Below are 17,404 nucleotides of genomic sequence, written 5' to 3' on the forward strand. Positions count from 1 at the left end.
GCATATGAACCGCAAGGCTTTCGGAAAGGCGGCGCTGGCTTCGCTGATGGTCGCCACGACGATGGTGGGATGCACCGGGGCGGCGTTCCGTCCCTCGACCTCCATCGCGCCTGCCAAGGGCGATCCGGCCAGGCTGGCCGCGACCGCCGGCAAGGCGCTGGCCGACCGCGATGCGCGCAGGGCGGTGGAGGCGGCAGAGGCCGCGGTCCGGATCGCCCCGCAAAATGCCGAATATCGGCAGCTGCTCGGCCGCGCCTATGTGCTGGCCGGTCGGTTCGGATCGGCCGAGACGGCGCTGTCCGACGCGCTGGCGCTGGGTAGCACAGACGCGCGCACCATCGTCAGCCTGGCGCTGGTGCAGGTGGCGCAGGGCCGGCCCGACGCCGCGCGCAGCCTGCTGGCCGCCAATGCGGACACGGTGCCCGCGTCCGATTATGGCCTGGCGATGGCGATGGCGGGTGACGCGCCGCTGGGCGTCCGCATCCTGTCCGAAGCGATTCATGATCCGTCGGCGAGCGCCCGGACCCGACAGAATCTGGCCTATGCCTATGCGCTGGCCGGGCGGTGGAAGGATGCGCGACTGCTGGTCGGCATGGACCTCGACCCGCTGGATGCCAACAAGCGGATTTCGGACTGGGCGCAGATTGCCGAGCCGTCACTGGCGCCGCAGCGCGTCGCCGCGCTGATGGGCGTGACGATCGACGGCGCCGACCAGGGGCAGCCGGCCATGCTGGCGCTTGCCGCGCCCGCAGCCGCGCCGATCGAGACGGCGGCGGCGCCGGTCGCAGAGGTCGCGGCGGAGCCGGTTGCCATGGTCGAAGCCGCGCCGGTCCAGGATGCGCCGGTGCAGGTCGCGGACGCTGCGTCCGTCGCGCCGCCGGTCCAGCTCGCCCGTCGCGCCTTCATCGTCGAGGAGCATGGCCGCAAGCCGCGCCTGGCCCAGCGCGCGGTCGCGTCGGCGCCGGTGGCGCGGATGCAGAAGGCAGCCTTCCTCAAGCCCGCGGGCCATGCCAGCAACTGGGTCGTCCAGCTGGGCGCCTATGACAGCGCGGCCATCGCCAAGGAAAAATGGATGGGGATGGCGGGGCGCAGCGCGTCGCTCGCCGCCTTCCCGGTCCTGACCAGCCAGGCGACGGTCAACGGCAAGCTCTATCACCGGCTGGCGGTCAGCGGCTTTGCCAGCCGCACCGACGCGATGACGGCGTGCCGCATGATCCGGTCGCAGCGGGGCCAGTGCTTCGTGCGTGAAACGGCGCCGGGCGCGACGCCGCAGCGCTGGGCCGTCGCGGCGCGCGGGCGGCAATACGCGTCGCGCTGACTTTACCTCCCCCTCCCAAGCAGACTTGATGCGCGCGGGGCCGAAGGGCTTCGCGCGCTTTTTCTTGTCCATGCACGGGAGTGGGCGCACGCGACGGCGCGCGATCAAATGGCTGTTACGATGGTGGAAAAACTGGCTCCCCGAGTAGGATTCGAACCTACGGCCATTCGATTAACAGTCGAATGCTCTACCGCTGAGCTATCGGGGAGCGGCCCGGCTCGCGCCGGGCAGGCCGCGCCTATGCATCGGCCCGGGCAAAATGGCAAGGGCCTGGAATGCGCGGGGGCGCAAAAAATCGAACCGGGGAATCGCGGTGGATTCGCGGCCTGGGATGCGAAGGGTCGATGCTGTGGGGGAAGGGCGTCAGCGCCGGGGCTGAGGCAAATGTGGCTCCCATTTCAGGATACGTCTAAAACAATTTTGCTATTCGTATCGGATGAAGCAAGAAAAACCATATCACGGTATCGCGCTTCGGCAAGAACCTCTTCGATCTGGCAACCGGTTAAATCTGACGCATTTGCTTCCGATGCGCCTCTCTCGTCTCCACGGGAGCCGACACATGGAATCCGAAAGAGAGAGCGTGACCGTGCGGAGCGCATTAGACTTGCTGGCGGTCCGAAGCCTTCTTTGAGAGAGCGGGCTGTCGCTCTCGCTCGAGAAAAGGGTGAGGTTCGTACAAAGGACCTCACCGATATCGGCGTTCACCGCTGCTATCTTTCCCGTATGTGTGTCGAGGGATTGCTGGTGAAGGTCGGCTTCGGCCGATACCGGGCTGCGCGATCTAGGAAGAAGGTTGTGAAAGACTGACTTTTCTGCGTGAGCGGATGATCGGTCACGCATTTTTGCATACAATGCCACTGCTGAAGGGGGAATGTGATCATTCAATCAGCGTGATTGCTGTCACCTGAAACTCTGCCAGGCGGAGCAATTCCCTCTAACAATCTGATAGAGATACGAGGCGTGGCAGTTCAGCACTCCGAAGAGCGTGTGGCACATCCAGCCGCCGATTGATCCGATACCTGAATGCCCGATCGCGATTCAGCCCGCAACAGGGAGGGCACTGAAGTGCCGTTTCGGCAGAAGTTGGCGTAGGGAAGCAGAATCCGGACGTTAGGCGCACAGTCAGAGCCTGCTTTTCTCACTCTCCCGAAAGAATGGTCGCGTTCTGAGGCACCGACTCGGCCCGAATCGCCAGGTTGCCACGCGACGGATTGAGATTGCGGGCAGTGGGTCAGTTTGAATTCCGCCTGAGGCGGACCATCACGGTCGATCTGATGTGGAACGGCTAGGATCGGGTGGTTAGTTCTCGGTCGGCTTTCGTGTCGAGCGATGCCGAAAGCCGTCACTCACGCTGTGTAAAAACCGTTCCGGTTTCGACACCCGCAGCAACATGGCAGTTCACGCTCAATCATGAACATTCTATGCCGGATGCGTGAAGGCGGCGTTTCGAATCACTGCACCGACAAGCCGCCAAGCTGATGGCAACAGGCAGTCCTGATCGATCAGAAGACAAAAACGGCTCGTAAGCCGCTTGCGGGCAAATGGCCGGTACGTGATCAACCGTGTTGCGAATCCGACCATCTTCCATAAGCTTGCCGCATGAAATCCGCACTGCTGCTTCTGGCTGTCGCTTCGGCGGTCGCAATCGCCCAAGCGCCGGTTCATCAGGATGACGCCGCGCTCTACGAAAAGCACGACTGGTTCACCCTGCGGGACCGCATCACCGCTGGAACCGCAAAGGATTCGCTCGCGATTGGCGCCACCGCTGTGGCGTTCGGCGATGAGGCGAAGGCGCGGGCGCATCTGCAACCGCTGCTGGCGGGCAAACAGGCAGCTGAAGCGCATGGTTGGCTCAGCTATATGGACCTGCGCAAGGGGCATTACCGAGCGGCGGCGGCGCACATCGCGGCGACCGATCCGAGCAACCCCAATCCGCTCGCCGAGACGTTCCGCACGCTTACCGATCAGATCACTGCCGCCATGGCGCCCGCGACGATCCGATATCGCATTTTCCAGCATAAGCTGTTCGTCCCCGATCGATCAGTGCAAGATGATGGGCAGCATCAGCAAGCTGGCTGCGACGCTCGCAATCAGGGCCATGGCGGCGGACCAGCCCCGATGTTTTCCGGCCAGGCTGACCGTGGCTCCGGCCTTGACGAGGGTGTTGAGAATGACCGGGGCGGCCAGAATGAGGCCCGCCGTTCGTCCGTCGAGCACGCCCTTTGGCAACCCACCCATCGTGATGATGGCGGAATCGACATCCACCATCCCCGACAAGGCGAGAACCGTGGCCAAGCCGGCGTCGCCAAACCGATCGAGTACCCAGCGCGACGCCAACGACAGAACCATCACCAGCGCCATGAGGCTGAGCGCCGGCGCAAGGTTGAACGGGTTGCGAACCGGAACTTCCTGGCTGGACGATGAGGGCAGTTGCGCCGCCGCCCGGAGATGCCAGCCCGTGGCGAGGGCGCTGATCAGCGCCGCGGGCGCGACCAGCAGCGCAAGCGCCGGTAGCGCGTAAGGCGCCAGCACGCCCACCAGCACCAGCACGCGGACCAGCATGACGACGGAGGCGGTGGTGATTCCCGCGATGAGAATAGGACCATTTTCCGCACCGTCGCGCAGGCGCGTCGCCAAGGCGGCGGTAACCGCCGTGGACGAGACCATGGCGCCGGCAGCTGCCGTCGCAAGTGTCCCGCGCGAGGCGCCGAGGCGCTTGCTGGCCACATAGCCGGCGAAGGAAAATCCCGACACGAGGACGACCACCATCCACAATTGCCGCGGATTCCAGGCATCGTAGGGACCATAAGCGCGGTCAGGCAGGAGTGGCAGGATGGCGAGCGAGATCAGTGCGAAACGGGCGATCGCGCTTACCTCGACCTCGCTTAGCCGCCCGATCCAACCGTGAAGCTGCGAACGGAGCGCAAGCACCAGCGTCATCACGACAGCGACGATCGTGGCGAGGCGTTCCTGCGGGGCGGTCGCGAGGAACCCGCAGCCGAGCGTCAGCAGCCCGGCAAGGCTCGCTGTTCCGCTGACCGGTCCGCCACGCCATGCCGCCTGCGCATATCCCATCAGGACCAGCATGGCCGCCGACGCGATCAGGATGATCGCCACGCCGGGCTCGATCGACCGAAGGGCGCCCGCGACGCCGCCGGCCAGCCCCAGCAGCCCGAAGGTCCGGATGCCCGCGAAGCGGGAGCCGGCCGGTTCATGGCGCAAGGTCCAGCCACGCTGGACGCCGATGAGCAGGCCAAGGGCCAGCGCCAGCGCGATGCCGGCTATGGTAGTAACACCCCCGGCCGCCGCAAAATCCATCTCAAACGCCGTCACTTATATCCTCGGTTCTGAATGCAACGTCGTCCAAGGGCAACTCGATGCCACCGTATGACCCGACGAAAATGCAAATATCCATTGGCTGCGGGTAGCACCAAGGCCACGGTGCCAATCTTGGCTGGCACAATAGGACAACAGGAATGACGATCACCGAAATCCGTAAGTACCCGTAATGTGTCGGTAGTCGGCCTACGCCAGAATGGCCCGGAACAGGGAGGCGACGCAGGACGTCGCGCACTTCGAACAGGAAGACGATGGATGCCGACGGCCACCGACCAGCGACCTACCGCGCCATCCCGGTCCGGGCTGACCGCGACGGAGGCCCGGCGACGCTTTGATGCCCAGGGACCGAACGAACTGCCAAGAACAGGGCGACGCACGGTGCCGCATATTCTCGCTGAAGTTGTCCGGGAGCCGATGCTGGCGCTGCTGCTCGCCGGCGGCGTCGCCTATATGCTGCTGGGCGACCTCGGCGAAGCGCTCATCCTCCTCGGCTTCGCGACCTTTTCGATCGGCATCACGGTGATCCAGGAAAGCCGCACCGAGCATGTTCTCGAAGCGTTGCGCGACCTGTCGGCGCCGCGTGCCCTGGTAATACGCGACGGAACCCGCATCCGCATTGCCGGGCGCGAGGTAGTCGAAGGCGATCTGCTCGTCCTTGAGCAGGGCGACAGGGTCGCCGCCGACGCGATGCTGGTCTCGGCGGACGATCTTCAGGCCGACGAATCGCTGCTTACCGGCGAGTCTGTACCGGTCCGCAAGCAGCCGGCGCTTCAGGGCGAGGAGTTGCTGCAGCGACGGCCGGGCGGGGAGGATCAGCCGCTCGTCTATTCGGGCTCGCTCATCACCCGCGGCTCGGGGCTGGCGCTGGCGATCGCGACCGGTCCGCGCAGCGAGATCGGCAAGATCGGCCAGTCGCTCTCGACGCTCGATGCCGAGCCGCCGCGCCTACGCCGGGAAACCGCCCGGATCGTCCGGCTCTGCGCGATCGGCGGCGGCTTCGTCGCCCTCCTTGTCGTCCTGCTCTTCGGGCTCCTGCGCGGAGGATGGATCGACGCTCTGCTCGCGGGAATCGCGATCGGCATGTCCATGCTGCCGGAGGAGTTCCCGGTGGTCCTCACGATCTTCCTCGCGATGGGGGCATGGCGCATCGCCCAAGCCGGGGTTCTCACGCGCCGGGCGGCCGCCATCGAAACGTTGGGTTCCGCGACCATATTGTGCACCGACAAGACGGGGACCTTGACCGAGAACCGGATGGCGGTGACGGAGCTGTGGCTCGCGTCGGGCGAGATCGGCGCCGTCGATGGCATGACCGTGCTGTCACCTCGCTTTCACGAGTTGCTGGATGCAAGCATCCTCGCAAGCGCGCCGGTGCCGGTCGATCCGATGGAGGTCGCCTTTCACCAGACGGGCGCGGCCATTCCCGAACTGGCCAAGCGCCGTGCCGGGTTAAGTCTGGCCCATAGCTACGGGCTGCGTCCCGAACTGCTGGCGATGACGAATGTCTGGGAAACCTCCGACCCCGAGGCAGCCTGCACGGTGGCGGCCAAGGGCGCGCCGGAGGCGATCGCTGCGCTCTGTCATCTGTCGTCGGCCGAGCGATCTCGTCTGGAGACCGCGGTCGACACCATGGCGCAGCGGGGCATGCGGGTGCTCGGTGTCGCAACGGCATCGACCAGCCCTGGGAGCGCCTTGCCGGAGTCTCAGCAGAACTATGATTTTGCCCTGATCGGTCTGATCGGCCTCGCCGATCCCTTGCGCGCCAGCGTGCCGGCCGCCGTCGCCGAATGCCGCAGCGCCGGGATCAAGGTCGTGATGATCACCGGCGATTATGCGGCGACCGCGCGGACTATCGCGACGCAGGCCGGAATCATGGACGGCGACGTGCTGACCGGGACCGACCTCGCTGCCCTGGACGACGCGGCCCTTGCCGAACGGCTGAAGACGGTGACCGTTTTCGCGCGGATCATGCCCGAACAGAAACTGCGGATCGTGACGGCGTATAAGGCGGAGGGCGAAATCGTCGCGATGACAGGCGACGGGGTCAATGACGCCCCGTCGCTCAAGGCCGCGCATATCGGCATCGCGATGGGCAAGCGCGGCACCGATGTTGCACGGGAAGCCTCGGCGATCGTCCTGCTCGACGATGATTTCGGGTCGATCGTCAAGGCGGTGCGGCTCGGGCGGCGCATCTACGACAATATCCGCAAGGCGATGGCGTTCATCTTCGCCGTCCATGTGCCAATCGCAGGCCTGGCGCTGCTGCCGCTCGCCTCAGGCCTACCCATCCTGTTCGGCCCAATCCATATCGCATTGCTCGAGATGATCATCGATCCTGTCTGCGCGCTCGTCTTCGAGGCCGAGCGCGAGGAGCAGGATCTGATGAACCGTAAGCCGCGTCACCCCGAGGAACGGCTCTTCTCGCTGCGCATGATCGGCTGGAGCGTGTTCCAGGGTGGGTTGGGCTTTGCGCTGCTCGCCACAATATTTCTGGCGTCGAGCTACGCCGGTATGGCGGAAGCTGATGCGCGCGCGCTGACCTTCTTCTCGCTGATCGGCGTGATCCTCGTGCTGATCCTGGTCAATCGATCGTTCGACACATCGCTCCTTCACGCGCTGGTCCGGGGCAATGCGGCCCTGCGCTACGTCCTGGGCGCGGTGGTTGCCGTCGCGGCCGTCGTCATGACTGTTCCCGCGCTGCGGAGCCTGCTCAAATTCGGTCCGCTCCACGGCCCCGACGTCGCGATCACCATGGGGTCAGCAGCGCTGCTCCTGATTCTGCTCGAGGCGAGCAAGATGGTCCAGTTGCGGCGGGCCTCACGCTTTGCACGGCAGGCGCGGACGTGACACGTGTCTATGATGCACCCGGTTCAGGCTGGAGCCGCGAATGTGCGAAGATATCCCATGCAGCGATGAACAAGGCCGCCGCCACCGGACCGATCACGAGCCCGTTGAAGCCGAGTACTTGCAGACCGCCGAGGGTGGAGATCAGCACGACATAATCGGGCATGCGCGCGTCCCGTCCCACCAGGATCGGACGCAGGAGATTGTCCACGAGGCCGATCACGAACAGGCCGCACAGGATCAGAATGACGCCTTCCCAGACCGCGCCGGTCACGAGCAGATAGACGGCGACCGGCGCCCAGACGATGCCTGTCCCGATCGCCGGCAGCAGCGACAGAAACGCCATCAGTACGCCCCAAAGCAAGGCGCTATGGATGCCCAGCGCCCAGAAGACGATCCCGCCGATGGCACCCTGGATGACCGCAACCACGAGGCTGCCCCTGATCGTCGCCCGAATGACGGCGGCGAATTTCGCGAGCAGTGCGGCGCGTTGGTCCGGATCGAGCGGAATGGCCGTTTCAACCCGGGCAGCTACCTGCTTGCCGTCGCGCAACAGAAAGAAAGTCAGGTAGAGCATGACGCCCAGGGCGACGACGAAGCCGAAGGCGCTCTGGCCGATGCTGAATGCTCGCGCCGTCAGGGTCTGGAAGCTGGCGGCGATCCCGGCGGTCAATTTGGTCCGGACGGTCTCGAAATCGCTCAGGCCCAACCCTGACAACAGCGACTTCAGCCATTGCGGCAGATGTGCCTGGAACCGGAGGAAGTAGGCGCCGGGATCAGCCTCGCCGCTTTGCATTCGCGCGTAGACGCCCGCCACCTCCTGAAGCAGGAACGCAGAAAGCAGGATGGCGGGGAGGATCACCATCGCCATGATCACGAGCAGCGTCAGCAGAGCGGCAAGGTTGTTCCGCGTCGGCATCGCACGCAGCAGGCGATCGTTGAGAGGCGCGAAGAGGATCGACGCGATGACGCCCCAGAGAATGGCGCCGAACAGCGGCTGCACGATCCACGCAAAGGCCAGCGACACGGCCAGGATGAGCACAGCAAAGCTCGTGTCCTCGAGGCGGCGCATACGCGGTCCGTCAGGCCCTGTCGTGCGCCGCCGCGCTTGCACATCGGATGCACTGTGCGGCGGCGGGCAGCGCCTCGAGCCGTGTCGGCGCGATCAGCTCCCCGCACATGGTGCACAGGCCATAGGCGCCCGAGTCCAGCCTTGCGAGCGCCCGTCGCGTCAGGGCTATTTCCGTCAGCGCCGACCGCTCGACGGCATCAAGTGCTTCATCGTCTTCGCGGGCGATCGCCTGCTCTTCGAAATCATCATCGAGAGGCTGGCCCTGCTCATCCTCGATGCGGCCGACCTGGGCGCTCAGCTCGGAGAGCTGATCGGTGAGACGCCGGCGTATGAGATCGACATCCGGCATCACACGTCCTGTCTGTCCGCGATCATCTCCGCGACCTCATCGAGCAGGGTCAGGCGCTGCTTTTTCAGGTCTTCGAGCCGATCATCGGAAGCGGCGTCCAGTCCGCCTTCGATCCGAGAGATCTGCTGGGCCAACTCATGGTGGCGATCGGCCAGGAAGCGGTAATGTGCGCTCTCCAGTTTCAGGGCGTGAAGGATTTCCCGCTGCGCGGGAAACAGGGCATGTAGGTCGTGGCCAAGTTCACTCATCTTCTCTCCGATCGATCATTGGACGTGCATAAAGTTGCCGCTCGGGGGCTGCTGCGCCAACGCGTCGAGCGGCGACATCATGCCGCCAGCCGCTCCTGACATGCCGGCGGTGTCATCGCGCGCGCGCCGCACGGCCAGCAACCGATGTTGGTAGCGCCTGACGAAGTCCTGATGAACGTAATGGGCTTCGGGACAGGCCGTGACGCGGGCCAGTGCCCGATGTGAGCAGCAGCGACGCAGCAGGTAGGAAATCTCGGGATCATCCATGACGGGCCTCCTTCGACCAGAGGATGGCGTCACGCGAGGGGGGTGTCGCTACGTGAATTCCCGCAGGAGCTGATCGAAGGTCGCATTTGTAGAGAGAGGCTTCCATGCCGAGCCAGCATCCTGCCGTGGCCCGGTAGGGCTATGCCCCTGGCGCGTGCGAGGGTCGTGCGATCCCGACATCGGGCAGCTTGTCGCGCTGTGCGAGGACGACGTCGATCAATGCGGGAAGGCTCGGCACCGCAAGCTTCCGCATCAGCCGCGCGCGATGGATTTCGACCGTTCTGTGGCTGATTTCCAGCTCTCGCCCGATTTCCTTGTTGGTAAGCCCGTACAGCAGCCAGGCCACAACTTCACGTTCCCGGGCGGTCAGCCGATCGATGTTTCTGGCAATGGTTGTCGGCGTGCGCGGTCTGGGCCTGCTCGTCGCCAATCGGATTGCCGCCAGAAGGCGCTGTTCGGACAGCGGCTTTTCAAGAATATCGACCGCGCCGGCCCGAATGGCGGCGACACCAAACGCGAAGTCGGGCGCCGCTTTCGAGAGCAGAACAGCTTGCACCGACCCGCGCGTGCGAAGGGCAGCGATGGCACCGGGTACATCATCCTGAAGGTTGTCGGCGTCGAGTAGGACGATACCCGGTGCCAACCGCGCCGAAGCCAAAAGAAAGGCGTCAAGGGTGGCAAAGCAACGAGAGGCACCATCGTTCAGCGCCGACTTCACTTTGAACCGTCCCGGCTTTTCCGGAGGCTCCTATCTGTGAGAAGGAGCCACGATGAGCGCTACAAGGAACAAGTTTTCGCCTGAGTTTCGTGACCGTGCGGTGCGGATGGTCGAGGAGCATCGAGGGGACTACCCATCGGAGTGGGCGGCGATGACCTCGATAGCCGGGAAGGTCGGCTGCACGACCGAGACGCTGCGCCGCTGGTGCCGTGAGGAGGCGAGCCGACGAGCGGGGCCAGCGGCGCAGGCTGTCAGTGAACGTGATCGGGTCAAGGCACTGGAGCGCGAGGTCAAGGAACTGCGCCGGGCGAACGAGATCCTGCGAAAAGCCTCGGCATATTTTGCGCAGGCGGAGCTCGACCGCCACGGCAAATGGTGATGTCGTTCATCGACGCTCACCGGGAAGAACTGGGTATCGAGCCGATCTGCCGGGAACTGGCGATCGCCCCGTCTTCCTACCACGAGCATGTTGCCCGCCTTGCCGATCCCGGCAGGCGCCCCGCCCGTGCCCGGCGCGACGACGAGATGCGCGCGGCGATCAAGCGCGTCCACGAGAGCAGCTTCGGTCTCTATGGTGCCCGCAAGGTCTGGCACCAGATGCGCCGTGAAGGGATCAAGGTGGCCAAGTGCACCGTGGAGCGGCTGATGCGCGCCATGGGCCTAGCAGGCGTGCGCAGAGGCAAGACGACGGTGACGACCATCAGCAACCCGAAGGCCCCGTGTCCGCTGGACAAGGTCAACCGCGAGTTCAAGGTCAGCCGGCCCAATGCCCTGTGGGTGGTCGACTTCACTTACGTCCATACCTGGGCCGGGTTCGTCTACGTCGCCTTCGTGATCGATGCCTTCGCACGCCGGATCGTGGGCTGGAAGGTCAGCACCAGCGCCACGGCGAGCTTCGTGCTGGATGCCCTGGAGCAGGCGATCCATGCCCGCAGGCCAAGTGCTGACGATGGCCTGATCCACCATAGCGACAGGGGCACCCAATACCTTGCCATGAACTACACCCAACGCCTGGCAGAGGCCAATCTGGTGCCCTCGGTCGGCAGCGTCGGCGACAGCTATGACAACGCCTTGGCCGAGACCATCAACGGCCTCTACAAGGCCGAAGTCATCTGGCGACAGCGCTCATGGGCGGGCGTATCGGCTGTGGAAATGGCAACGCTGCACTGGGTGGACTGGTTCAACAATCATCGTCTGTTCGGCCCCATCGGACACATCCCGCCAGCCGAAGCCGAAGCCAACTACTATGCAGCCAACAAGACCCTCGATATGGTTGCATGACTCAAATGAAAATGCCTCCGGGAAAGCCGGGGCGGTTCACTTCAGGGTACGGGTCGCTGCCAATACAGTAGATTGTGGGAGTTCCCACAGGCGCCGATAGTTTGTTCACCGTCCCGCCTTTCCACTCCAACCCTACGAAAAGGACTGTGGGCATGTCATACGCAATGCTACGGACACTCGCCGGGAAAATACGCATGAGTTCGAGTGAGCAAGGCCCGCTCCTTGCCGCCGATGCATCCGCCGTTGGCGAGAAACGGCGGCTTGTCGGATCATCCGACGATGTCGATCGAGCAGTGCATCGCCTCGCCGCAGAGGGCGATCAGCACCTGATAAGTGGAACTTTCGTACCAACCGGTCGCGGCCGCATGGTCGGCAAAGAGAAAATGGCGCCATGCGTGTACGCGGCACCGTTGCTGAGCCCGAAAAGCGGACCGAGCCCAGGCGCCGCACCACCGTGCGTGGCCACCGTCGCGAGGGCCTTCTGGCCATATTCGGCAAGCTTGTCAGCGTCGATCGGCGTAGAGAGGAAGACGACGATGGCGGTCATGAGAAAACATCCTTGTAAAAGAATAAGCGGTCGATCGGGACTGGAAAAGGCGACGCAGCCGTCATGTGCTCTCCTCATCACGGGAGGTCGGCGCTAGGTGCTGCGGTGCATAATCTCCCACGATGCCCATCCAGGTGTTGGAGATGAAGGCCGGATTGCGCTGATGGAGCGCATGATCGGCAGCGCCGCCAGACTCAGGCTTCAGCACCTGCACGTCATTATAATCGCCACCATTCTGCGCTTGGAGCGGGCTCGGCCCGGCGTTCTGCTCATCGAGGATCCGATGGATGAAATCCCCAGCGGCCTCGAACCGCTATCTCGGTTCCGGCATCGATCACCGTTAACGTACGAGCGCTACACCTATTCTGAACCGGGTCATCCGCCGATCATAATCGAGCAGGTTCTCGCCATAGCCCGTGAAACTCTGCCCGAAGAGATATAAATCCGGGCCGCCCCCCAGCAGGCGCGGCAGTGGATAGGAGAGATCGGCGCTAAGCGCACCCTTGCCGCTCGAAAAGTTGAACCGGGTGGAGGTCGAGAGGCGCAGTCCTTCATCCTTGCCGATCTCGACGAAAAGCCCTGTGATGCCGCGATAGCGGCGGATATCTGGATTGTCTGACTTGTCGCCGACGAAAAGGGACAGGCGCGGCGCAATGGAGAGGCGATAGTCTCCGCCGAGCGGGATCGCGGCCGTCGGCGCGACATAGATGCTGTTGATGCTGCGCGACGCCGAGCCGTCGCGCCCATTCGATTCATGCCGGATACCGCCCTGCGCGCTCAAAGAGATGCCGTTCGACAAAGTGGCGGAAGGGGTAAGATAGAAGAGTTCGGGCTGATAATCGACATTGCGGAACGGCGAAGAGTTGCCGCCCAGATCCCAGAACATCCGCTGGCTATAGGCGAAGTGCAACCCATCGCGCCAGGACCGCGGCAGCCCGTCGACCCGTCTCGATCCGAACAGCTGGTATTTGAAGCTGATCTGGATTCTTGCCTCGCTGTCGGTGCCGGGCCCGTAGACGGCGTAGATCGGCTCATAGGCCGAAAGATTGACGAGAAAGGCATTGCCAGCCGAACGGTCGGCCGGCGGAGGCGCGGCTTTTCGCTCTGGAATGAACGGTGCCTGTGGAGCGGGCACCGCCTGCGCCACTTGCGTCGCGTTCCGCAATGCAACGGTGATCTGCTGCGAACTCCATGCCGGAATGGAAAGCACCGCGCCGTCCGGTACCAGGTCGGCAGGGGCGCGAAAACGATAGCGCGCCCGCATAAATCCGCCAGGCGGCACGGTCAGGCTGGCCGGGATGTTCGCGGCGCGTTCGATCCAGACGGTCCTGACAGACGCTGACGTTCCGATCCGTGCTTCGATGCGGTCGGGCAAGGATAGCGTTTGCGGAACGTTGCCCCCATTGAGCAATCGCAGATCGACCAGAATGGCGCCGTCCGGGTCGCGTTGGCCGGCATCGCCGATCAGGATTTCGATCGGGGAGGCAGCATGGGCAGTCGAGGCGACGAGGATCGATATGCCCGCCATGAGCCAGGAGAGCGGTCGAACTGTCATGCGTGCAGGTACCGACCGCTGCCGCCAGCATTGCGGACCGGATAAAAGAACGACGGTGTATATTCGCACGCGATCCCGGCCTCTAGCCGCGGTTGCCTGCCCGGTGGGAGGGCGAGGTGAAGTGCCCGGTCGGAGAAGATCTGGAAGTGTGCCGCGCATGAAGGCGCCGAAACGAACGGGGCGGCCACCAGGGCTGCGGGATAATCGAATGTCTTTGCAACGCTGGCCGGCGAGCCTGAAGGCGAGATGGCGGTGGATGGGTTCATGTTTTTCATCTCCAATCGGACATGCCCTTCCATGGCTTCGCAACGAGAAATGCGCACTACGCAATCACACGGTCTGGCCCAACATCCTCCTCCCAAACTACCGCCATTATACCATAGAATATCAAGCTATTACTTTGTTCTTATACTACGCATGTCATTTCCGCAGAGTCGTTAACCACATAGAAGCGTAACGCAGGGGAGAGATAAGGCGCAACCCCCGCCATCAGCGGATCTTTGCCTGCCGGACAAAGGATCTGTGCTCCGTCACCCGATTTGTGAGCGATCCTGCCGCTCCAGTCGGGCCCCATTCTCACGCTTTCCAGTAAGGGAGAAGGATCGGCTCGCGCGCCGATCCATATGCATAAGTATAGTTCCCGATGGCGGCGTGGTGCTCCGGCGATGCACACGATCTGCATATCCCGTCGTGATCGGGAATCCAAAACACCGGGGAGAGGCGCCGGATGGGCTTGGCGATGCCCGTTTGGGCGGTGGCTTTCATGTGCTCTGGAGATACCGGATGTTCGACTTCAAAGGCGAGATCGCGATCGGAGCCCCGGATTCCGTCTCCTTCATGGCGGTCGCCTACTATCCCGTCGATGGCGGCTATCTCGCGTAGCGACCACCTCTCCCGCCCACTTTCAACCAGCACCAGCAGCAAGGAAATTTCTATGTCCCGTATAGCGCTCATCACCGGCGGCGTAAGCGGCATCGGCGCCGCGACCGCACGTCTCCTCAAGGCGCACGGCTATACCGTCGTCGCCAATTATTTCGGCAATGAGGCCGAAGCCCAGGCCTTTCATGACGATACGGGCATTCCCGTCTATGATTGGAACGTCGGCGATTTCGCCGCGAGCCAGGCCGGTGTAGCCAAGGTCGTCGCGGAAGTCGGCCCGGTCGATATCCTCGTCAACAACGCCGGCATCACGCGCGACGGCACGCTCCACAAGATGAGCGAGGAGCAGTGGCGCAGCGTGATCGACATCGATCTGGGCGGCTGCTTCAACATGTGCCGCGCAGTGATCGAGGGCATGCGCGAGCGGCGCTTCGGTCGGATCGTCAATGTGAGTTCAGTCAACGCGCTGTCGGGGCAGTTCGGCCAGACCAATTATGCCGCCGCCAAGGCCGGGGTGATCGGCTTCACCAAGGCGCTCGCGCTCGAGAGCGCGGCGCGCAACGTCACCGTCAATGTGATTGCGCCGGGCTATACCGACACGGCGATGGTCGCCGCGGTATCGGCGGAGGCGATGAAAGGCGTTCTGGCCGCTGTTCCCGTCGGGCGCCTCGGCACGCCCGACGAGATCGCGCGCGGCGTCCTGTTCCTGGTCGAGGACGAGGCCGGCTTCGTCTCCGGCGCTACGCTGTCGATCAACGGCGGCAAATACATGGCCTGAAGAGGCTGACGGAAGGAAAAGATCATGACTACGAATGTTGTTCTTTGCGCACCCGTGCGCACCGCCATCGGCAGCTATGGCGGAACCCTCAAGGACATGGCCGCGCCGAAACTCGGGAGTATCGCCATCGCGGAGACATTGAAGCGCGCCGGCGTAACCGGCGATGCGATCGATACCGTCGTTATGGGCCAGGTGGTGCAGGCCGGGGCGAAGATGAACCCGGCGCGGCAGGCGGCGATCGGTGGCGGCATTCCCGAGGCCGTGCCGGCGATGACGGTCAACCGGGTCTGCGGCTCCGGAGCCCAGGCGATCGCCACCGCCGCGCAGGAGATCATGCTGGGCCTGACGAATGCCGCCGTCGCGGGCGGGATGGAGAATATGGACCAGGCGCCCTACCTCATCGAGAAGGGCCGCTGGGGCTACCGGATGGGAGACGGCAAGCTGTTCGACAGCATGCTCCATGACGGTCTCAACGATGCGTTCGTCGACCAGCATTCGGGCTGGGTGACCGAGGACCTCGTCACGAAATTCCAGATCTCGCGCGAGGCCCAGGACGCTTGGGCAGTGCGCTCGCAGCAACGGTTCAGTACGGCACAGGCGGCCGGCAAGTTCGACAGCGAGATCGTGGCGGTCGAAATTCCAGGACGAAAGGGGCCGACCATCTTTTCCCGGGACGAGCAGAACCGGCCGGATGCCACGCTCGAAAGCCTCGCCTACCTCAAACCGGCCTTCCGTCCGGAAGGCACCATCACGGCGGGCAACGCCCCCGGCCTCAATACGGGCGCTGCGGCGATGATCGTCGCGAGCGAGGGCTGGGCGCACCAGCATGGTGTCCCTCCCCTGGGGCGTCTGGTCGCGTTCGGCGTGGGCGCAGTGGAGCCAGGCCTGTTCGGGCTGGGTCCGGTGCCGGCCGTGCGCCAGGCGCTCACCCGCGCGGGTTGGTCGGTATCGGACCTCGAACGGGTCGAAATCAACGAGGCGTTCGCCGCGATCGCCATCGCCGTCATCCGCGAACTCGGGTTGCCGGAGGACATCGTCAATGTCGAAGGCGGGGCGATCGCCCATGGCCATCCGATCGGCGCGACCGGCGCGGCGCTGACCACGCGGCTGCTTCATTCGATGCGGCGGGATGGGCTCAGGCGAGGGCTCGTCACGCTTTGCATCGGTGGCGGACAGGGCGTGGCCCTTGCCCTTGAGGCCGTCTCCTGAGCGAAGAGACCTGGGGCGGCGATCGATCTTGGATCGACGCCGCTCTGGCCCGATTGCGACCGACAAGGGGCCGCGCGCTCATGCTCAACGAGAATTTTTCGAAAGACCCATTCTCACAAGGGAACCGGGAAGCCGCCGACGGCGGCACGTCTGTTCACAAGGATGGCGATCAGGTGCCCGGTCGACCGGGCCAATTGCCGAGTTCCGCCCTTGTGACCGAAGGACTCTCGGTTCTCGGGATCGAAAAATCGTTCGGCGCCCGAAAGGTTCTCCACGGCGTCTCGCTCAACGTTAAACCGGGGGAGATCGTGGGGCTGCTTGGTCCCAACGGCGCCGGAAAGACCATCTGCTTCTATGCGATCATGGGTCTGACGAGCGTCGATGCCGGCATGATCCTGCTTGGCGGAGCGGATGTGACGGCGCTGCCGATGGACAGGCGCGCGGCACAAGGCCTGGGCTATCTTCCGCAGGAGCCGTCGATCTTTCGGGGAATGACGGTGGCGGAGAATATCACCGCGGTGCTCGAGTGCCGCGCGCACGATCCCGTGGTGATCGCCGCGCGCCTCGATGAACTGCTCGCCGAGTTCGGTATTGCCCATGTCCGCGATACGCCGGCTCCGGCTTTGTCAGGCGGGGAACGCCGCCGCACCGAGATTGCTCGGGCGATGGCCGCAAAGCCGGCCGTCATGTTGCTGGACGAGCCCTTTACCGGCATCGACCCCTTGTCGATCATCGATATCAAGCTGATGGTGCGCGACCTCAAGGAGCATGGCGTCGGCATCCTTATAACCGACCATAATGTCCACGAAATGCTCGAACTGATTGATCGGGCCTATGTCATCCATGAGGGGAGGGTGCTGTTCGAGGGTGCGCCCGACTCCATGCTCCACAATCCCGCCGTGCGCAGACTTTACCTTGGCGAGGCCTATGAACAGTGATCCTTCATGGGTCTTGACTTGATCCAGGGATCGCCCGGGGGGCGGCAATAGTACTGCTAAGTATA

At 64.0% G+C, this 17,404-nt stretch carries 16 protein-coding genes, 1 tRNA gene and 1 other annotated feature; of the genes, 6 read left to right on the forward strand and 11 right to left on the reverse strand.

Annotated features, from left to right (window positions below; all coding sequences use genetic code 11):
* Positions 1–4 precede the first annotated feature (4 nt).
* Entirely contained in the window at positions 5–1,318 is a 1,314-nt protein-coding gene (locus tag A7Q26_RS17505; protein ID WP_066862120.1) for an SPOR domain-containing protein, read from the forward strand.
* Positions 1,319–1,451: 133 nt separating this feature from the next.
* Here the strand turns inward: A7Q26_RS17505 and A7Q26_RS17510 are convergent.
* From A7Q26_RS17510 to A7Q26_RS17520, 3 genes are all read right to left on the reverse strand, one after another.
* A tRNA-Asn gene (locus A7Q26_RS17510) sits at positions 1,452–1,526 on the reverse strand.
* Between the two features lie 1,211 nt (positions 1,527–2,737).
* Entirely contained in the window at positions 2,738–3,337 is a 600-nt protein-coding gene (locus A7Q26_RS17515; RefSeq protein WP_066862124.1) for a hypothetical protein, read from the reverse strand.
* Between the two features lie 21 nt (positions 3,338–3,358).
* Positions 3,359–4,636 (reverse strand): MgtC/SapB family protein, encoded by a 1,278-nt coding sequence (locus A7Q26_RS17520; protein WP_025291799.1) that lies wholly within the window; start codon positions 4,634–4,636, stop codon positions 3,359–3,361.
* 276 nt (positions 4,637–4,912) lie between these two features.
* On the opposite strand from A7Q26_RS17520, the gene A7Q26_RS17525 reads away from it, so the two are divergent.
* Positions 4,913–7,501, forward strand: coding sequence for a cation-translocating P-type ATPase (locus A7Q26_RS17525; RefSeq protein WP_066862126.1), 2,589 nt, complete (start codon positions 4,913–4,915; stop codon positions 7,499–7,501).
* A gap of 7 nt (positions 7,502–7,508) precedes the next feature.
* Here the strand turns inward: A7Q26_RS17525 and A7Q26_RS17530 are convergent, their stop codons facing one another.
* From A7Q26_RS17530 to A7Q26_RS17550, 5 genes are all read right to left on the reverse strand, one after another.
* Positions 7,509–8,570: an AI-2E family transporter gene (locus A7Q26_RS17530; RefSeq protein ID WP_025291801.1), complete on the reverse strand. Its 1,062-nt coding sequence runs from the start codon at positions 8,568–8,570 to the stop codon at positions 7,509–7,511.
* 10 nt (positions 8,571–8,580) lie between these two features.
* Positions 8,581–8,919 (reverse strand): TraR/DksA family transcriptional regulator, encoded by a 339-nt coding sequence (locus tag A7Q26_RS17535; protein WP_025291802.1) that lies wholly within the window; start codon positions 8,917–8,919, stop codon positions 8,581–8,583.
* Positions 8,919–9,167 carry a YdcH family protein gene (locus A7Q26_RS17540; RefSeq protein WP_025291803.1) on the reverse strand — a complete coding sequence of 83 codons (249 nt, stop codon included), beginning with the start codon at positions 9,165–9,167 and terminating at the stop codon, positions 8,919–8,921. Before A7Q26_RS17540 ends, A7Q26_RS17535 begins: the two co-directional genes overlap by 1 nt.
* Positions 9,168–9,182: 15 nt before the next feature.
* Positions 9,183–9,434 carry a hypothetical protein gene (locus A7Q26_RS17545; protein ID WP_066862129.1) on the reverse strand — a complete coding sequence of 84 codons (252 nt, stop codon included), beginning with the start codon at positions 9,432–9,434 and terminating at the stop codon, positions 9,183–9,185.
* 139 nt (positions 9,435–9,573) lie between these two features.
* Entirely contained in the window at positions 9,574–10,152 is a 579-nt protein-coding gene (locus tag A7Q26_RS17550; protein WP_066862132.1) for a response regulator transcription factor, read from the reverse strand.
* A 52-nt stretch (positions 10,153–10,204) separates the two neighbouring features.
* On the opposite strand from A7Q26_RS17550, the gene A7Q26_RS17560 reads away from it, so the two are divergent.
* A protein-coding gene (locus tag A7Q26_RS17560) for an IS3 family transposase (protein ID WP_443018169.1) occupies positions 10,205–11,433 on the forward strand; the annotation gives its coding sequence in 2 pieces (ribosomal slippage) (positions 10,205–10,493 and positions 10,493–11,433; 1,230 coding nt in all).
* Positions 10,486–10,600 (forward strand) — a sequence feature (AL1L pseudoknot). (Overlaps the previous gene by 115 nt.)
* A 319-nt stretch (positions 11,434–11,752) precedes the next feature.
* Here the strand turns inward: A7Q26_RS17560 and A7Q26_RS17565 are convergent.
* The 3 genes from A7Q26_RS17565 to A7Q26_RS17570 form a co-directional block, all read right to left on the reverse strand.
* Positions 11,753–11,980: a hypothetical protein gene (locus A7Q26_RS17565; protein ID WP_025291806.1), complete on the reverse strand. Its 228-nt coding sequence runs from the start codon at positions 11,978–11,980 to the stop codon at positions 11,753–11,755.
* Positions 11,981–12,041: 61 nt separating this feature from the next.
* On the reverse strand, positions 12,042–12,188 hold the full coding sequence (locus tag A7Q26_RS25300) for a hypothetical protein (protein WP_198162970.1): 147 nt from the start codon (positions 12,186–12,188) through the stop codon (positions 12,042–12,044).
* 132 nt (positions 12,189–12,320) lie between these two features.
* Positions 12,321–13,535 (reverse strand): phospholipase A, encoded by a 1,215-nt coding sequence (locus A7Q26_RS17570; protein WP_066862141.1) that lies wholly within the window; start codon positions 13,533–13,535, stop codon positions 12,321–12,323.
* A gap of 934 nt (positions 13,536–14,469) precedes the next feature.
* Between A7Q26_RS17570 and phbB the strand changes: the two genes are divergently transcribed.
* From phbB to lptB, 3 genes are all read left to right on the forward strand, one after another.
* Positions 14,470–15,192, forward strand: a complete 723-nt coding sequence (phbB, locus tag A7Q26_RS17575) for an acetoacetyl-CoA reductase (RefSeq protein ID WP_025291808.1) — start codon at positions 14,470–14,472, stop codon at positions 15,190–15,192.
* Positions 15,193–15,216: 24 nt separating this feature from the next.
* Positions 15,217–16,401, forward strand: a complete 1,185-nt coding sequence (locus A7Q26_RS17580; protein WP_025291809.1) for an acetyl-CoA C-acetyltransferase — start codon at positions 15,217–15,219, stop codon at positions 16,399–16,401.
* An 80-nt stretch (positions 16,402–16,481) separates the two neighbouring features.
* A complete protein-coding gene (gene lptB / locus A7Q26_RS17585) occupies positions 16,482–17,339 on the forward strand; it encodes an LPS export ABC transporter ATP-binding protein (protein ID WP_084439186.1) in 858 nt (285 codons plus the stop codon).
* Positions 17,340–17,404: the final 65 nt, after the last annotated feature.

Source organism: Sphingobium sp. TCM1 (assembly GCF_001650725.1).
Lineage (GTDB): Bacteria > Pseudomonadota > Alphaproteobacteria > Sphingomonadales > Sphingomonadaceae > Sphingobium.